Origin of the sequence: Bacillus cereus group sp. BfR-BA-01310 (assembly GCF_022664325.1) — a bacterium.
GTDB lineage: Bacteria > Bacillota > Bacilli > Bacillales > Bacillaceae_G > Bacillus_A > Bacillus_A paramycoides.
The window spans coordinates 57,075-74,216 of record NZ_JAKUHD010000006.1 but is presented as its reverse complement, the minus strand read 5'-3'; the positions used below and the strand labels follow the sequence as shown (position 1 = coordinate 74,216).

Sequence of the window (17,142 nt, the reverse complement as noted above, 5' to 3'; positions counted from 1 at the left end):
AAACGGACATCATTACACTTACAAATGGTAGTGATTTTTGGTTGAATCCTATTAGCGGAGTCGCTGCTACTGTTTTATTTCTTGGAATTGGGATCGTACTAAGATCCATTAGAATAAAAAAAGAACGACAATTAGGTACTGAAGACCCCCAATTATTCACACTATAAAAATAAAAAGAGTAAGGATTTAATCCCTACTCTTTTTTACTTTTATACGATATGATAAACATTCATTTAAAGATGCTTGCTCTTTATATTTCCGCTCTTCAAAATCATACGCTCCTCCTGGGAAAATCCCAACTATATTTAAACGAGCCTCTGCACATAAATTACTAATCTCATCTAATGTATAGCAGCGTAAAGATTGTGTCACGATGTCATTTGAAGAAACAGTTTCCCACCAATGATCTAGCATTCTCTCATTTTCACTATCATATTCATACTTTCGCATAGCAGAACCTATCGGCATTTCTCGTCCACTTGCCTTTTTCCAATACAAAGGTTGATAAATATCAATAAGTGCACATCCATCATCCTTCATCCAATCATTAATCCGTTTTAATAGAAACAATTGCTCATCATTTGTTCCTACACCAAATCCATCTAAATAACTAACCACATCAAATTTTTCCTCAAAGTTAATTTGATAGAAATCTCCACAATGAATGGCAATATCACTACTGGAATGTTCTTTTGCAAAGGAAACCAGCTCTGATACAAGTTCAACAGTTGTCATTCTCACATGTAACTTAGACATCGCTCGTGCAAATCCACCATTCCCTGCACCAAGTTCCAGCATCGTTTGAAACGGATATCCAATTTGTTCTTGCACCTCTTTAGCAACCTGCTCTAGCCAGCTTTCTGTATTTATATCATAATTTAGCAATTCAAATTGTTTTTTGTAAAATTCCTTCACATTTAATTCGTTCATTATTATTCTCCTCCTGTAATAGTTTTTTCTACTACAGGTGAGAAACTAAATTTCTGATACCCATTAAGAATCCCCCTTATTTATTACCTATACTTATATATTATCAAAATAAACGGAATATTCAAATGAAAATCGATCTTTATTCGCAATTTTTCCCATTCGATAAATTTTGATGCTCCTTCCTCTTTATTTTGCGCACCTATAAAACAATAAACCTTTATATGGAGATTTTAAATACTATCATGTGCTATGATTTAACCATAAAGCAACTAATGAGAGGAATGAAGGATGAATCACATTTTTATTGTTTTAGTAGAATTTTATCCAACTTGGCTTGCAATGTCTCGTGACGAACGGGGAAAACGAGCTAATGAACTGAAAGAAATTACTTTAAAATACCCTGAGGTACATGTGCGTTTCTTTGACGCAGAAGCGTTACCTGGAAAAGATTATACTGACATAATCATATGTGAAACGAAAAACATCCAAAAATATCACTATATGTGGGAAGAAATTAGAGATCACTCTGTCTATACTGAAGGTCACATGAAAATTAAAGATGTAATTATGGGAATGGAAGAAGCTTATAAAAAGTTTGAAGAAGATTCGTTAAAAACACTTAAGTAATTACAACCTAAACTATAGTAAAAAGCAGATAGCGAATTATTCCACTATCTGCTTTTTACTATAGTTTATAGATACTTTCATTTTCCTTTTTGATACTTCACCCAATCACCAGAAATGATAGCCTTCTTCAACATCTCTTTATCTTGAGCAACATACACGTATACATGTATTTCTCTATCCGCAAAATATACTGATTGTGTAAGCCGGTCATATAGATCAGTCTCTGCATTACCTGTATATTCTTCGAGTTCATCTAATTTTTGGAGCACATCATCATTTACTTCATAAACTTCCCCATATACTTTTTCCTCACTTGTACAAATCATTGCTGGATACCCTTCTCCTGTATCAAATAATTTGCCATACGTCCATGCTCCGTCTGCGATACATGTTGCACCTTGCATAAAATGAGCGTTCGTTTGCTCTTTTCTTAACGTACCATAAACGAAAACGTGATGCATATATCCCTATCCCCTTTATATGTCTCTACTTCCTCATTTGTAAATAAGCGCGAATCATAAAGTAACTCACTTCATCTGAAAGTTGTTCTTTAATTGATTTCAAACCACCTTCTGCATTTTGCACGGCATTTTTAATAAGAGATTCATACTCTGCTGGAACGAAGCTTTTCCAGTCTACTTCCATACCATCTTCATAGCAACGAATTAAATGATTTTCGATTGTTTGTCTTGATAGATCACGCTTTTTCGCAATCTCACCTAGATTAATGCCTTGTTTATACATTTCATACGTTTCTAAATGAGAATTTGCTGATGCTTTCCCTGACTTTTTACGCTCTGTAACAACTTCCGTCTTAATTGATTCAGCATAGTTTGGATTTTCTTCAATAAAGTGCTGAACTGCTTGTAAGAAGTGAGAACCGTACTTCACAAGTTTGTGTTCTCCAATTCCTTTTACAGTTAAGAGTTCAGAGTCACTTTGCGGCATTTTCGCGCACATATCTTTTAACGTTTGGTCAGAGAAAATAACGAACGGCGGTACACCTTCTCCTTGTGCAATTTCTTTACGCACTTCACGCAGTACTTCAAATAAAGGATGGTCTTGAACAATTTGTCTCGTTTCTACTCGTTCTTTGCGTAAAACGTTCTCTTTACCAAGTAATACTTCTTTTCCTATTTCCGTTACTTTCAATGTCGGATATGTACCATGTTCAACTGCGATTAACTCCTCTGATATTAAAAACTCAATAAACTCACTAACTTCTTTTACACTACGGTTTGATAAAAGCCCGTACGTAGGCAAAGTATGAAAATTGAATTCAATGACTTTCTTATTTTTCGATCCAGTTAATACTTGTGCAATCATTTGTTTTCCAAATCGTTGATTCGTCCTGATCATACAAGATAGTACCATTTGTGATTCTCTCGTCACATCGATACTTTCACGGTCGTCAGTACAATTACCACAGCGGCCACAATCTTCCTTCGGTTCTTCTCCAAAGTACTGTAAAATAAATGATTGTAAACATTGTTCTGTATGACAGTAATCAGTCATATTTTGGAGTTTTTCAAGCTCATTAGAAAAACGAGATTCTCCTGTTGATTGATCAATTAAAAAGCGCTGCACTTGCACATCTTGTGATGAATATAACAAAATACATTCACTATCTAATCCATCACGACCAGCACGTCCCGCTTCTTGATAGTAACTTTCCATATTTTTCGGAAGTTGATAGTGAATAACGTAACGAATATTCGATTTATCAATCCCCATACCGAATGCAGATGTTGCTACCATAACACTGACTTCATCTCGTAAAAAGAGTTCTTGCTGTTCATTTCGATCGTGATCGCTCATACCTGCATGATATTTCGATACCGAAACTCCTGCTTTCCCTAAATCTTCATATAATTGATCGACTACTTTTCTTGTAGCTGCATATATAATCCCAGATTCCTTCTGATTTTGACGAATATAATCTGCTAAATATGCATTACGATCTTGTCCTTTAATCACCGAAAACGATAAGTTCTCGCGCTCGAACGTTGTCATAATTGTATTTTCTTGATTAATTTCAAGTGTGCTACAAATATCGTCACGTACTTGTGGTGTTGCTGTTGCGGTTAATGCTAAAACTAGCGGTTTTTCCGGAAGATAATCTAATATGCGGTGTATATGTAAGTAACTCGGGCGGAAATCATGTCCCCACTGTGAAATACAGTGTGCCTCATCAATCGCAATCATCGGGATTTTCATATCCATAAGTTGGTCAACAAACTCCATAGAATCAAGACGCTCTGGCGCCACGTAAAGTAACTTGTAGTGTCCTTGTTTTGCCAATTGAATTCGTTGATTTGCTTCTGCAATAGAAATAGAACTATTAATATATGTAGCGGAAATACCGTTTTGTATTAATGTATCTACTTGATCTTTCATAAGTGAAATCAAAGGTGATATAACTAACGTCGTTCCTTCGAATACTAATGCGGGAATTTGATAACAAATTGACTTACCACCGCCCGTAGGCATAATACAAACCGTATCTTTCCCATCTAATACATTTTTAATTGTTTCATCTTGTCCTCTTCGAAATGACGAATAACCGAAATAAGACGCTAAAAGTTCTTGAGCTTTTGTAAACAAAAAAGAGTCACCTGCTTTTCTATATCTTTCATCTATTTCTATTATATCATCACTTATGCGTCATGAAAGTGATGAATGAAAGAGTTATATATAATCTCTCATCAAACTGATTCTCGCAAAACACAAATCTAGTACACAAGAAGAAAGAATTTCAATATAAATATTCATTTTATTTGCCTTCCTAGAATACTACTAATCGTATACATATGAATTTGAGGAGGTTAAAATATGAAACGTCGTTACAATAGCTCTATCCAGCCTAAAGCGTCAAATAAACAACTCCAATTCTCTAATAATGATGCGTGGAAATATGAATCATTTTATAAGTATCAGCCTTTATTTTCTTATAGAAAGCTATTTAATTTCCTTTCTCAACTTTTTAAGCGTTAATACATGTGCCAAAAATAAATCATTCACACTAATTTTCTCAATATAAAACGTATAGACTTACTACAATACAGTTGTTACCATATATAATAATCTGTTGGATAAACCCCTTATGTTGACCTGCTTAAATTAGCAGGTCTTTTTTATAATTACATATTCCAATGTATCCTAATCTGGATTACAAGTCTTTTCTCCATTTTAGGACCCTATTCCACTCACTACAAATGATTATTATCCAATAAAAGCAAACTACAAATCAGTTACATTCATTTAAACAATTCTTTTTTTCTCAATACACAAAGTGAATTTTATTTGTTACTATGAAAGTACTCCAGATGAGTTTTTGCTCATCAACATTATCTAGTTAAAGGGATCTGCCGCGGGAAGCAGATCCCTTTAACTTTATTAAAAAGCACCCTTTTCATTTGGACACATTTACCAGGTCTTTTTGAGAGAATTTTATGTTAATATTACGTAGTCGAGTCCGACATCTCGGCAATACCCTTTTGAGGTCCTGCATCTTCCCTTGCAGGGCCTCTTTTATTTTGAAATTCCTTTAATTCATATATAACGCAATTAGATTTTTATTCATCATTTCAATCCACTCCTTTTCCTATTCTCGAAAAAATTCTTGGACACGTAACTTAAAAATAACGGTTATCATACTGTAATGTATACATGTTCAAAGGAGTGTCACTATTTATGTATACTTATTGGCAATCATATTACTCCCCCACTCATAATCCTTATGGGAACTTTGATTTATTAACACGAAATTACCGAATTAGTAAAAACGAGAACTTTTTAAAAGGTTATATGCGTTCTTTATGGGAACAACATGTCGCTTGGACGAGATTAGCTATTATAAGTATCATCTTTGACTTACCAGATGTAGATGCTACTGTTGGACGTCTTCTACAAAACGCAACTCATATGGGGCTTTCACTTGAACCGTTCTATGGTGAAAATGCAGTAAAAAAATATAGTGCACTAATTAAAGACCACTTAGTTATCGCTGCTGATCTTGTTAAAGCCGCAAAAGCTGGCGATCAAAACGCAGCTGCCGCTATAGAGAAGAAGTGGTACACTAATGGTGATGAAATTGTTGAGTTTCTAAACAGTCTCAACCCATATATAGAAAAAGAAGAATTTAGAAAAATGTTTTATGAACATTTAGCGCTAACGAAAGCGGAAGCACTCGCCATCCTAAATAAAGATTACGATGCAAGTATAAAACTGTACGATAAAATTGAAAAAGAAGCATTGGAAATGGCTGATACTATAACGGACGCAATCGTAAAACAATTTCCTCAAGTATTTCAATAAAACAAGCCGATTTCTCTTCAAATCGGCTTGTTAAATTTTCTATCTATATGATATTTACATCTCACCTCTTTACATCTCACCTCTTTACATTTGGCTTATATCGATATATTTTATTAATAGCCATTTTTATAGGAGGAAATAGTTTGATTAACGCCATTGGTCTCGTTTTTATCCTTACTAATAAATACGAGAAAAAGAAAAAAGTTTATCTGAATGAGAAATTTGCACTAATAGACATAATTGATTCTAAAGAAGTATTTGATGATGAAGGTAATTCATTAGTAGAACTAACTTGTAAATACAGTATTTACTTAGATGAAAAATACTATTGTAAATCTCTCGATGATTATACTGGACAAGTATTCCCTTTCTTAAGTGCAAAAATAGGAAAAGGTCTCCTTAGAAATTTAAATTATTATTTTTCTTACATTGATGTATATGATAAAAAACCACCTGTTAAAGAAATAAGACCTCTTATGAAACATGTAACTAACAGATAGCAGAAAGTATTCAAAAAGAAAGCACCTAACTTCAGATGCTTTCTTTTTTGAATCACTAACTCGCTAACTTTCATCTCCTTCTAAATATATGTACCCAAGCATACTTTAAAATAAAAACATTGGAGGATTAGGCTGAATGAAATATTCAGAATCAATCGTAAGTAAACGGCTTCGAAGACTTAGAACAGTTGGTGTATTTTTTATACTATTTTTAATCGCGTGGCTTGGATATACAAAATTTCTTTATGGAAATGGTTTTCTTTTAGAAAAGAAAAATTCAGTTGAAGCAATGAATACTAGCGTTACTGGAGAAATAGAAAAGAATTTCCATGTAAACTTACAAGGCTTTCGCAAAACGAACCTTGATACACTTATAGAGGCAAGTAAAACCGATCTGAGCGAACTATCCTTAATTGAGCTTATCAATACATCTTGTTCTCAAGATTGCATAAGTGAACCTTCAACTTACGTTAAAGCAGACCACGGATATATCTTTTATAAGGAATCTAACGGTACTAATGTAGCTTTAAAAATTAAAAAACAAGCTACATGGGAAATTGAAAAAAAATCTGTTCAAAATGGAATTTAAAAGATTCATACACAAAAAAGAGTACTTACTTCAAAGTACTCTTTCAAAAAAATTACCACTCTATTTTATATGTATCAATGTGGTGTAATTTGAATCTATAGTACTAATTCATCCCTATACTTCCTACTGCGCTTCCACAGCCGCCTTCAACCTCTGCAACATATACCCAATCCCTCTACATCCTTCTAACGGATATGTAATGAGAAATGATTAAATTAAAATTGCTTGTTATGGTTCTTGAATATCCGCGCGGCCATTTAGGTCGAGCGAAAGAAAAAAAGAAATTGAGTAAGCAACTATCTAAAGAATTAACAGATGAATCAAAGAAAATTATTAATAAATTGCAGAAAGTAAATTGCGATGCGTTTGGAGTTGGTAGGCAGTTGATTGCTTATCACCCCAAAGCTTGGAAGAAATTTGATTATAAAAAAGCGCAGTTTGATACCAAAGTGGATGTGATTATCTTCGGGAGTGGTATTTTAAACTGAAAAAGGAATATTTAAGGTCCTTACTCGAAAGTAAGGGCCAATAAGAAATGCAAATTTATTGTTATTTGCTAGGAAAATTATAGAGCATCTACTTGTCTATATACTAATTTGTGCGTTACAAAAATGTGAGCGAAATAGAAAAAAAACAAAATCGTTATTTTATAGAAAGGGATTACAAAATTAGATTTAAAAAACAAGTTAAAAAAATTAAAAATCCCTTAGTAGGCCTATCCTTTTTATAAAGTAAAATATAATTTCTATTTGTTTCACCTAATAAAGTAAAAATAGAAGTGTTTTCAAGATAGATATATGTAATTATGTAGGTGTGGATTACAAAATCACAAATTTAAATACAATTTTACTCTAGGGAAGGTTTCCCTTCCTTTGAGCGTACAGCCAGCTGTAGGGAGCTCAGTTAAGACTACTCTTGATGTATACAGTCATGTATATTGCCGAGTATGGATAAGTCAGTATCTGACGTACTCAAAAAGATTATCAGAATGTGACCAATTTTGTGACCAGACAATTACTAATTCATCCCTTTACTTCCTGCTGCGCTTCCACAGCCCCATTCAACCTCTGTAACATATACCCAATCCCTCTACATCCTTCTAACGGATATGTAATGATTTCTTCTGGATATAACTTCGTCACTACTTTTTTATGCTTCTTCCCCGCAAGTAAGACAATTTCATCAAACTGAAGTAAATCTTTTTCAACCATCTGTTTTTGTAATTGTTCTAAACTAATAATCTCAATACTCTTTGAATCAAATGCAAGATCATAGTTTTCCTGTACAATATCATTTGGTCTTAAAAATCCATGCTTTGCTGATAATATAACCCAGTTCTCGAAAAACTCCGCTGCGTACGCCTGACATGCTTTTCCGAATGGACTAATATATACATCTTTTGCCTCTGTCGGGCCGTAATCTGGGTACTTATCCCAAATTTTCTTTTTTCCACACGGAATAATGCATAATCTTTTCATCGTTATTTCTTACCTCACTTCTAACTTTTTAAATATAAAAATAGAGAATTCTCCACTTCTCCATACTCAGCTTCTATGTCTCCAATCCCCACAACGTTCCAACTATTATTTTTTCTACCGGTTTTTCATTCATAACGATATGAACTTGTTTCATATTTTTATATTCTTCTTCAAAAAATGCTAAAACAGGCTGATTTATCATATATGTTTTATTATGTATACTTACACTTAAAAAGGTTTTATGTAATGTTTTATTTCCGTTTAAATTTACGTTCATTGGATTAAACATATTTAATTTTATATCCCCTATAATATACAGGTGATTTCCTTTTTTCTCATTAAATTCTTTAAGATCCTTGTCTCTTTCGTTTTGAACAAAATGAATCATTTGCTTTGTTTCATTACTTATTGTAATATCATTGTTTAAACTCAAATCCACATTTATATTTTGTTTTAAAAAAGCATATAGCGATTTATCACTATTAAAGAAGCTCGTTTTCCACTCAGGAAGGATTTCATCTAATAATAAACATAAAAGCATTCCTGAGCTATAGCAACTCTTTCTTATGTTACAATTAGCTTCATATGCATCTAAAATTAATCTACTATATTTTCGTAATGTTTCGCTTTCATCATTTTTACATACTGTATTGTAAGCATTCATTTCAACATACAAAGCTGGCCCTTCTATACTTTCAACCATACACTCGTATGATATAAACTCTTCTTTCATAAAATTGGCCCTTTGCTCTCTTAGTTCAATAAATTGCTTAATATAGTTATTCTTCTCAGCTTTTGACTTACAATTAACAGCATCATATAAACAAATTCGTTCTTTATTTCGTAATTCAATATTTTCTTCTAATATAGGATATTGCAATCCTAAAGATTCATTTGGAAATCTACTTTCACCATTCAAATATTGATAACAATGAAAAAGTTCATGCACCATAATCGCAAGTAAACTTTTATAATCTCTATACCTATTCATGTTGATGATGGCAGTTGGATAATCTTTGAATATGATGGGTACACCCATCATCCTCCTCTGGCAGAAATAATGGATGCTGAAATACATACACATGTTCATCATCATATAGTGTAAAAGCAGCCCTCTTAAAATCAGGCCATTACTCATACAATAAATCCATATTTATATCTTGCTTCATTCTATTTAATATATTGTCTATTATACAAATCGCCCCTTTATCATTCTACATATATCTCTTCTAATCTATTTCCATATAACCTTTTCATTTACATAATTACTAAAAAATACATTTGTTGTACTTAGTCTTTCAAATGCAAACCTATCATGTCTTATATAAATATAGACATAATATTAGTATTAAAAGGAGGTGAACGACTATGAAAAATATACTCCCAGCACTATTACTCTATATTATTGTTTGTATTATCGCCGTTATCATTCCAGCATCTGACGGCTATAATTCTGTAGGATGGAAATTATTTGTAGTGCAAGCGTACGCAATACCTATTTTCATTATTGCTGCTATTGTTACATTTTATATAAACAAGAAACGATCTTATGAATAAACGCTAAGGAGGATAGCGAATGCTATCCTTATTTTAATTCGCTGATAAACTTCAATACAGCTCCAGCAGTACTTTGTACCATTTCTTGCGAAAAATCAAATGTAACACCTGTATTTCCATAAATCTCTTGTATGGAAACATTCCAATCCGCACTCGCTCCCTCTTTAAAAAAAGTAATCGCTTTTTCTTGATCCTCACGATATATTTGAAATAATTGTAGTGCTCCTAATTGTGCGATTGCATATTCAATTTTGTAAAAAGGAAACTGAACATAATGGAAAGATTCTATCCAGCTCGTACTAAGTTCTTCCTCAACACCTGTAATATTAACTGATGAATACTTATACCTTTTACATAATTCAAGATATTTCTCATCACGTTCTGCTGGCGAATGGTTCGGATTAGTATAGAGCCAGTGTTGAAATAGATCACCTGAAACTGGCGTAATTAATAAAGACAAAGCCCGATGCAGTTGTTCTTGTTGTGCTTTCTTATATTCATTCTCTTCCTTATAAAAAATATCAAGCTTATCCATTAGTAATAGTTCGAGACTATGAGAATACAGCTCAGCTACTTCTTCACGAAGATATTTTTCTTGCATACTACTTTCATTGTTAAACTGTTTATAGAAATGAAGCGCATGACCCACTTCATGTATGAGTGCATTAATTGCGTTAAATGACGGGCTAAAATTAGAATAAACAAAAACATCTTTACTATGAGGGAAAGTAAAACAAGCAGCTCCTGGCGCTTTATTTTCCCGTTCTTCTACGTCAATTAATCCTGATTTCCTTATATGAATAAATTCCTCATGAAAATATGAATCCGTCTTTCGTAACATCTCTTCAACCCCATCCAATAAATCATTGGAATTTTGAAATGAAACTTTCCGCAATGTACAAGAAGCAAGATCCCACGGACGATACGCTTTTACACCAAGATCCCTTTTAAAAAGATTGCCTAATCGTTTCCATACGGGTACAACAAGCTTCTCTATAGATTCATGAAGCACATAACAGTCTTCAATACTATATTCTCTGTTTTTTAGCTTAAAAATATATTCGCTATAATTGTTAAACCCTGCATTTAGGGCTATTTGATTCCGTAATTGTACAAGTTCATTCATAATACAATCTATTTCTGGTTTTACTACACTTCTTGCTTCACATAAAGCATGCCATGCCTTTTCACGAATGATTCTATTTGGGTTATCTAACTTTGCTTTAACGTATGCGTACGTCCTTATTTCGTTATCCCAATTGATTGTTATGTTAGACATAATTTCTCTATACTTCGTTATAAGACCCTCTTCCTTAACGGCAAGAGAAATATTCTTTTCATTAAATATTTCGCTCTTCACCAATCTTATTTTTTTCATATATCCGTATTTTCGTTCATCTAATAATTTCGAAAACGGACAATCAATAAATTTCTGATCAAATTTTGCATTATATTTTTTTAAAAGTGGTTGAATCGTATTTTGATTATACTTATGTAAATCACCCATAGCACTATCTTTTGAATCTCTATACACAGCAATTAAATGACTCGTTAACACCTCTTCCACTTCAGCAGTTAAACGCTGTTCCTTCATTAGCCATTCCTCTAATTCAGAAACAGAAGAAATATTTTGATTTAAAAGTGATCGAAATTTGTTTTCCAACGTTTCCAAGTCATAACATTTCCTATTTTCATCCCATTTTAACGTCTTTGAGCCATTAAACATACGCAAGCCTCCTCGTTAAAAATTCTAATTTTCTGTCATTTCAAAAGAGAAAAAAAAGACAAGCAGCCAATCTGACTACTTGTCCTTCCTGTTTATCCGTACTCAATAATATTAAGCTTGGAATGCTTCTGTTAGTACTGGTACGATTTGTTTTTTACGAGATACAACACCTTTTAAAGTAGCTGTGTTGTTTTCTAATGTTACGTTGTATGCTTTCTCAACAACGTTTGCTGCTTTACCGATCGCAAGACCGACAGAGTCGTTAGTTAAGATGTCAGTTACAACGAATAAGAATAGGTCTAAACCTTTTTCTTCTACTACTGCAGAGATAACTTTTTCAAGTTCCGCTTGGTGTACAAGAACGTCGTTTGTGTCAACAGCGTTTACTTGTGCGATTTCAACTTTCGCGTTACCCATTTGGAATTCTTTAGCGTCAAGGGAGATTAATTGCTCCATTGTTTTTCCGCTTAAATCAGCACCAGCTTTTAACATTTCTAATCCGTAGCTATCTGCGTCAACACCAGCGATTTCCGCTAGTTCACGAGCAGCTGCAACGTCTTGTTCTGTGCAAGTTGGAGATTTGAATAGTAAAGAATCTGAAATGATTGCAGATAACATTAAACCTGCAACTTCTTTACGAATTGCAACGCCATTTTCTTTGTACATTTTGTTTAAGATTGTAGCTGTACAACCAACTGGCTCACAACGGTAGTATATAGGATCGCTTGTTTCAAAGTTAGCAATACGGTGATGGTCAATAACTTCTAACACTCGAACAGATTCGATATCGTTAGCACTTTGTTGACGCTCGTTATGGTCAACTAAAATAACATTGTCCACTTCGTTTGCTACTGTCTCAACAAAACGCGGTCCTTCTACTTTAAAATAGTCTAACGCAAATTGAGTTTCACCGCTGATTTCGCCTAAACGTACAGGCTCAGCATTCATTCCTAATTCTTTTTTCAATTCTGCATAAGCAATTGCAGAACAAATTGCATCTGTATCTGGGTTTTTATGCCCGAAAACTAGTACTTTTTCCATGATTTCCACCTCTTCATGAAAAGGATATCTTAAAGAAGCAAATATGACAATATTTTAGACACATTTTTTTATAAATAATTGCACTTTCTTCTATATTTTACATCGTTTTCACAAAAAAAGATCATCTAAGATGATTTAGATGATCAAAGGCTACCTTTTCTTAAAATAATGTAGGAACTTACACTACATTGTTAAATGCTAAATTTGCAGCTAAACCATTATTTACAAGGTCCACATCAATAACTTGATAAAATGCATTTCCTGTGTCTGCAATTTCCCAAACCGCTAAAATAAGATGATATCCACTTCGATCAGTAGGTACATTCGCCTCATGGGTTACTGTTGTTTCTGGTCTAACTCCACCATCATTTTTTACATAGAAAGGTACTAAATCATTTTATAATAAATTACCGTTGCATCTAACTCACCATTCGGAGAAATTGCATACCCTGGTATTTTACCGGATTCTTGATAGTCTAATGACTTGTACAATTTATTAGAAGGATCTCCTTCTCTAGTATCTAATACTAAAAGAGACCTGTTCTCTTGTTTTGCTCTCTCTTCTGCTTTTTGCATAAGTGAACGTCCAATACCGTTACGTCTAAAGTTTGGGTGAGTCATTAACTTGCAAATCTCGGCTCTATGGATCCCGTTAGGTTTTGTAACTAAGTGTAATTGAATACTACCTGCCACTTCATTGTTTACTTTAGCAACATACAATATCACTTCTGGTGCTAAAACAGTTTGCCAATAATTTGTTGCTTCTTTTTGTTCAAGTGTAGGTAAAAAACCAATTGATGCTCCATCATCTACTACAGTTTTCAAAAGTTTAGAAAGTTCTTCAATACTATCTTCTATTAGTTTAATTTCTTCAATTACTAAATTCTGCATTACTTTTCCCCCTTTTGTTTTTATTTTAACAATTTTTAAAGCAGGAATAATTAAATATTAAGATGAAATTATTTAAGATATGATTTTTTAGAGAAAGGATACCTATATGAAGTATATATTAGATAGGACTTACGCAAGAGAATTACTCGAGTGGGCATATGAACAAAACCCAGGTCCTTGGTTCGAACATTCAATTAATGTTGCCAATGCAACTGAAAAAATAATTGTAGAACTTATTGAAAATGGGTATGACCTAGATGTTGACGTAGCATACAATGCTGCCCTCCTGCATGATATAGGAAGATACAAAGGCTTTACCCAATCTGTTATTCATTCCTATGATGGCTATATGTACATGAATGATTTAGGGTATACAGGAAACGCCATTATATGTGTGACGCATTCATTTCCTTGCAAAAATGAACATATAGATATCGCAGCGGAGTGGAGTCTTGTTCCCGATCATATGGAAATCCGGTTGGTTGAAATATTGAATGAACATAGTGATTACGACTTATACAATAAAGTAATTACCCTTTGTGACGCTCTTGCTGATGCGGAAGGCTTTACTACGCTTGAAAGAAGATTGATTTCAGTTGGTTTACGTCACGGAACAACCTCTCATACCTCTTTACATTGGAAGGGATTCTATACAATTAAGAAAGAATTAGAATCTTTAATCGGTAAGAGCATATACACACTTCTCTCTGATGTAGAGAAATCAATTTATGAAGATATAGAATATTGAAATAAACACCATCACTTCAGCACAAGAGCGAAATTATTGAAGAAAGAGTTCTCCCATCAATCAAAGAAATAAAATAAAAAAGCAGTTTAAGGAGTTGATATATATTTTAGGAAGAAGTGGAGAACGTGAAATACAAATTAATACTTGGCAAGAAAGCAGCCTTAATCTCCTTTTTAAAATAAACGCCCCAGAAATGATGGAATATCTAGGAGGACCTGAAACGAAAGAACAAATTTTAAAACGACATAAACGTTATCTTAAACTTGGTGATAGCGGGCAAATGTTTAGTATTACTCAATCTCCCGATTTTGTGGAGGTTGGTTCTGTCGGGTATTGGAAAACTACTTGGAATGATGAAAGTATATATGAAATTGGATGGAGCGTACTACCTCAATTTCAAGGAAAAGGAATAGCAACACTCGCAGTTAAACTAGCAATTGATGCAGCAATGAAAGAGAATAAATATAACTTTATACATGCTTTCCCTTCAATTCATAATCCTGCTTCAAATGCAGTTTGTCGTAAGCTTAACTTTACATTTATTTCTGATTGCGAATTTGAGTACCCACCAAGTAAATTAATGCATTGTAACAATTGGCGGTTAAAAATAAATACAGATTGAAAATGATAAAATTTATATGTATGATTCTAAAAAACTCTTTCAAAAGTGGAGGGATTGCTTATTAGTAAGATGGGATTTGACTTAATAAATCATAAAGATAACTTTGATTTTGGGTATGAAAATATAGCGGATATATCTAGGAGATGTAAGTTTTCTAACTGTTCGCATACAAATGAACCACAATGCGCGGTTAAAAAAGCTATCTCTGATGGAATTCTTTCTGAAGAAATATTTAATAATTATTATAGAGATTTAAACGAAGCACAATATGTTTCTAAGCAAAGAAATAAAACAAAAGCTATTGACTATATGAAACAATTGAAACTCTTTCAAAAAAATTAGGCTAAAATAAAAAGCTCTCCTTACAAGCTTATTTTAAGGAGAGCTTTTTCGCTTTTAATATCTTTGATTTTTCTATTCCACCATACACTCATGCGCTAGAATCATCACTGAGTACATTTTAGTTCTACAGAAATTACAACTGAGACACAACAAACTTCAAATACCCCTTTACTAAGATCAATACAGCCTTTTGTTTAAGGATAAACAAGGACCACCATATACACCTTTAAAAAGAGTGAATTTTCAGTTTTTTAATCATAAAAATTTGCATGTTTAAAATTTAACACTATCATCCACCGACACTTTTTCTTTAGAGTTTCTTCTTTCACCCTCTTTACTCCGCTCTTCCCAAATCGTTAGACCTTCAATCCCTACGTTTTTAGGATCAAAAACTGGATCTTTTCCTTCTTTTTTCTGCGTCTCATAATCTTTTAACACTTTTAATGCTGTTTTACTTAATAGTAGAATCGCGATTAGGTTTAACCATGCCATACTACCAATTCCTAAATCCCCGAGATTCCATAAAAGCGAGGCTGATTCTACACTACCGATGTAAACCATAATTAAAAATCCAATTTTTAATACTGGTTTTAACCAACTATATTTGAGCCCACGATCTAAATAAGTAAGCGTCGTTTCAGCGATATAGTAGTAAGCGAGTAACGTTGTAAATGCGAAGAAGAAGATTGCGATTGAAATAAATAATGGACCAAACCCTGTCATAACTGTTTCAACTGCTTGTTGTGTATAAATTGGACCCGCTTCCACATTTCCTATATTCTGTACAATAGTACTTTTCCCTTCAGGTGTTACATTGTACATACCTGTTATTAGTATCATAAGAGCTGTCGCTGTACATACGACAATTGTATCGATGTATACGGAAAATGCTTGAACTAACCCTTGTTTTGCAGGATGCGATACTTCAGCAGCGGCAGAACTATACGTCGCTTCTCCAACACCTGCTACATTTGAAAATACTGCGCGCTTTACGCCCCAGGCAATAGCTGCCCCAACAATTCCTCCAAACATTTCATTCACACCAAATGCACTTGAGAAAATAAGACCGAACATATTCGGGATTTCTGTTACATTCGCAGTTAATATTATACATGTAACAATTACATAACCCACTGCCATAAATGGAACAAGCATTTGAGAAACGCCTGCAATTCTTTTTACTCCACCAAAAATGATTGCTGCTAATAATACGACTAAAAATATACCAGTTACATACTTGCTAATGCCAGAAGAGTTTTCAAATCCAACAGCGATACTACTAGATTGAATACCTGGTAATAAAACGCCATATGAAAGTGTTACAACGACTGCTACAATGACCGCAAACCATTTCATTTTTAAGCCTTTCTCAATGAAATATGGTGTACCGCCGCGATATTCATTCCCGACTTTACTTTTATATACTTGAGATAATGTTGATTCAACAAATGCACTAGCTGCTCCTAATAGAGCCATTACCCACATCCAAAATACAGCTCCAGGCCCGCCGAAAGCAATTGCTGTCGCTACCCCTGCAATATTCCCAATTCCAACCCTACCTGATAACGCCAAACAAAATGCTTGAAAAGATGAGATTCCTGTCTCTGAGCTTTTCCCTTCAAAAAGTAGTTTAATCATTACTTTAAAATAACGAATTTGTAAAAAACGAGTAGCAATTGTAAAATACACTCCTACTCCTAATGCGAAAACAACTAAACCAATACTCCATACTTGCCCTACTAACCATTCTACTAACTTCTCCATCCAAATCCCC

18 protein-coding genes and 4 pseudogenes are annotated in these 17,142 nt (G+C 33.5%); 11 read left to right on the top strand and 11 right to left on the bottom strand.

Going from position 1 to position 17,142, the window contains the following annotated elements:
• Positions 1 to 2: 2 nt before the first annotated feature.
• Positions 3 to 167 (top strand): annotated as a pseudogene (locus tag MR109_RS14515) (CPBP family intramembrane glutamate endopeptidase); the annotation flags it as partial.
• Between the two features lie 19 nt (positions 168 to 186).
• On the opposite strand, the gene MR109_RS14510 reads toward MR109_RS14515, so the two are convergent.
• Positions 187 to 930, bottom strand: a complete 744-nt coding sequence (locus MR109_RS14510; protein WP_048370984.1) for a class I SAM-dependent methyltransferase — start codon at positions 928 to 930, stop codon at positions 187 to 189.
• A gap of 288 nt (positions 931 to 1,218) precedes the next feature.
• Between MR109_RS14510 and MR109_RS14505 the strand changes: the two genes are divergently transcribed.
• Positions 1,219 to 1,557, top strand: coding sequence for a darcynin family protein (locus tag MR109_RS14505; RefSeq protein WP_242272611.1), 339 nt, complete (start codon positions 1,219 to 1,221; stop codon positions 1,555 to 1,557).
• A gap of 77 nt (positions 1,558 to 1,634) precedes the next feature.
• Here the strand turns inward: MR109_RS14505 and MR109_RS14500 are convergent, their stop codons facing one another.
• Entirely contained in the window at positions 1,635 to 2,018 is a 384-nt protein-coding gene (locus MR109_RS14500) for a gamma-glutamylcyclotransferase family protein (RefSeq protein ID WP_242272608.1), read from the bottom strand.
• Between the two features lie 25 nt (positions 2,019 to 2,043).
• Positions 2,044 to 4,161 carry a DNA helicase RecQ gene (recQ, locus tag MR109_RS14495; protein WP_242272607.1) on the bottom strand — a complete coding sequence of 706 codons (2,118 nt, stop codon included), beginning with the start codon at positions 4,159 to 4,161 and terminating at the stop codon, positions 2,044 to 2,046.
• Positions 4,162 to 4,389: 228 nt separating this feature from the next.
• On the opposite strand from recQ, the gene MR109_RS14490 reads away from it, so the two are divergent.
• From MR109_RS14490 to MR109_RS14475, 4 genes are all read left to right on the top strand, one after another.
• Positions 4,390 to 4,551 (top strand): hypothetical protein, encoded by a 162-nt coding sequence (locus MR109_RS14490; protein ID WP_083594784.1) that lies wholly within the window; start codon positions 4,390 to 4,392, stop codon positions 4,549 to 4,551.
• A gap of 699 nt (positions 4,552 to 5,250) precedes the next feature.
• A complete protein-coding gene (locus tag MR109_RS14485) occupies positions 5,251 to 5,874 on the top strand; it encodes an acetylglutamate kinase (protein WP_242272604.1) in 624 nt (207 codons plus the stop codon).
• A gap of 143 nt (positions 5,875 to 6,017) precedes the next feature.
• Entirely contained in the window at positions 6,018 to 6,374 is a 357-nt protein-coding gene (locus MR109_RS14480; protein ID WP_071719338.1) for a cytoplasmic protein, read from the top strand.
• 136 nt (positions 6,375 to 6,510) lie between these two features.
• Positions 6,511 to 6,963, top strand: coding sequence for a hypothetical protein (locus MR109_RS14475; protein WP_242272602.1), 453 nt, complete (start codon positions 6,511 to 6,513; stop codon positions 6,961 to 6,963).
• 123 nt (positions 6,964 to 7,086) lie between these two features.
• On the opposite strand, the pseudogene MR109_RS30555 reads toward MR109_RS14475, so the two are convergent.
• Positions 7,087 to 7,167, bottom strand: a pseudogene (locus MR109_RS30555) (DUF6884 domain-containing protein); the annotation flags it as partial.
• 2 nt (positions 7,168 to 7,169) lie between these two features.
• On the opposite strand from MR109_RS30555, the gene MR109_RS14470 reads away from it, so the two are divergent.
• Complete coding sequence (locus MR109_RS14470; RefSeq protein WP_277931031.1) at positions 7,170 to 7,451, top strand: Ger(x)C family spore germination C-terminal domain-containing protein; 282 nt, start codon at positions 7,170 to 7,172, stop codon at positions 7,449 to 7,451.
• Between the two features lie 534 nt (positions 7,452 to 7,985).
• Here MR109_RS14470 and MR109_RS14465 read toward each other — a convergent pair.
• Both MR109_RS14465 and MR109_RS14460 read right to left on the bottom strand, forming a co-directional pair.
• Positions 7,986 to 8,441 (bottom strand): DUF6884 domain-containing protein, encoded by a 456-nt coding sequence (locus tag MR109_RS14465; RefSeq protein WP_242272599.1) that lies wholly within the window; start codon positions 8,439 to 8,441, stop codon positions 7,986 to 7,988.
• 20 nt (positions 8,442 to 8,461) lie between these two features.
• Positions 8,462 to 9,631: pseudogene (locus MR109_RS14460) on the bottom strand (peptide ABC transporter permease).
• Positions 9,632 to 9,809: 178 nt separating this feature from the next.
• On the opposite strand from MR109_RS14460, the gene MR109_RS14455 reads away from it, so the two are divergent.
• On the top strand, positions 9,810 to 9,998 hold the full coding sequence (locus tag MR109_RS14455) for a DUF4017 family protein (RefSeq protein ID WP_098304819.1): 189 nt from the start codon (positions 9,810 to 9,812) through the stop codon (positions 9,996 to 9,998).
• 28 nt (positions 9,999 to 10,026) lie between these two features.
• Here MR109_RS14455 and MR109_RS14450 read toward each other — a convergent pair whose 3' ends face one another.
• From MR109_RS14450 to MR109_RS14435, 4 genes and pseudogenes are all read right to left on the bottom strand, one after another.
• Positions 10,027 to 11,724: a M3 family oligoendopeptidase gene (locus MR109_RS14450; protein ID WP_242272597.1), complete on the bottom strand. Its 1,698-nt coding sequence runs from the start codon at positions 11,722 to 11,724 to the stop codon at positions 10,027 to 10,029.
• A 111-nt stretch (positions 11,725 to 11,835) separates the two neighbouring features.
• Positions 11,836 to 12,765 carry a manganese-dependent inorganic pyrophosphatase gene (ppaC, locus tag MR109_RS14445; RefSeq protein WP_071719333.1) on the bottom strand — a complete coding sequence of 310 codons (930 nt, stop codon included), beginning with the start codon at positions 12,763 to 12,765 and terminating at the stop codon, positions 11,836 to 11,838.
• A gap of 178 nt (positions 12,766 to 12,943) precedes the next feature.
• A pseudogene (locus tag MR109_RS14440) lies at positions 12,944 to 13,159 on the bottom strand (lytic polysaccharide monooxygenase); the annotation flags it as partial.
• A complete protein-coding gene (locus tag MR109_RS14435; protein WP_002172303.1) occupies positions 13,153 to 13,656 on the bottom strand; it encodes a GNAT family N-acetyltransferase in 504 nt (167 codons plus the stop codon). The pseudogene MR109_RS14440 and the gene MR109_RS14435, both read right to left, overlap by 7 nt.
• Before the next feature lie 106 nt (positions 13,657 to 13,762).
• Between MR109_RS14435 and MR109_RS14430 the strand changes: the two genes are divergently transcribed.
• The 3 genes from MR109_RS14430 (at position 13,763) to MR109_RS14420 (ending at position 15,368) form a co-directional block, all read left to right on the top strand.
• The gene (locus MR109_RS14430; protein WP_242272595.1) at positions 13,763 to 14,404 is read left to right on the top strand and encodes an HD domain-containing protein; all 642 of its coding nucleotides are present in this window, start codon (positions 13,763 to 13,765) and stop codon (positions 14,402 to 14,404) included.
• Between the two features lie 97 nt (positions 14,405 to 14,501).
• Positions 14,502 to 15,026 (top strand): GNAT family N-acetyltransferase, encoded by a 525-nt coding sequence (locus MR109_RS14425; RefSeq protein WP_242272870.1) that lies wholly within the window; start codon positions 14,502 to 14,504, stop codon positions 15,024 to 15,026.
• 69 nt (positions 15,027 to 15,095) lie between these two features.
• On the top strand, positions 15,096 to 15,368 hold the full coding sequence (locus MR109_RS14420; protein ID WP_242272868.1) for a ribosome small subunit-dependent GTPase A: 273 nt from the start codon (positions 15,096 to 15,098) through the stop codon (positions 15,366 to 15,368).
• Between the two features lie 273 nt (positions 15,369 to 15,641).
• On the opposite strand, the gene MR109_RS14415 is transcribed toward MR109_RS14420, so the two are convergent.
• Entirely contained in the window at positions 15,642 to 17,132 is a 1,491-nt protein-coding gene (locus MR109_RS14415; RefSeq protein WP_242272593.1) for an alanine/glycine:cation symporter family protein, read from the bottom strand.
• Positions 17,133 to 17,142 lie beyond the last annotated feature (10 nt).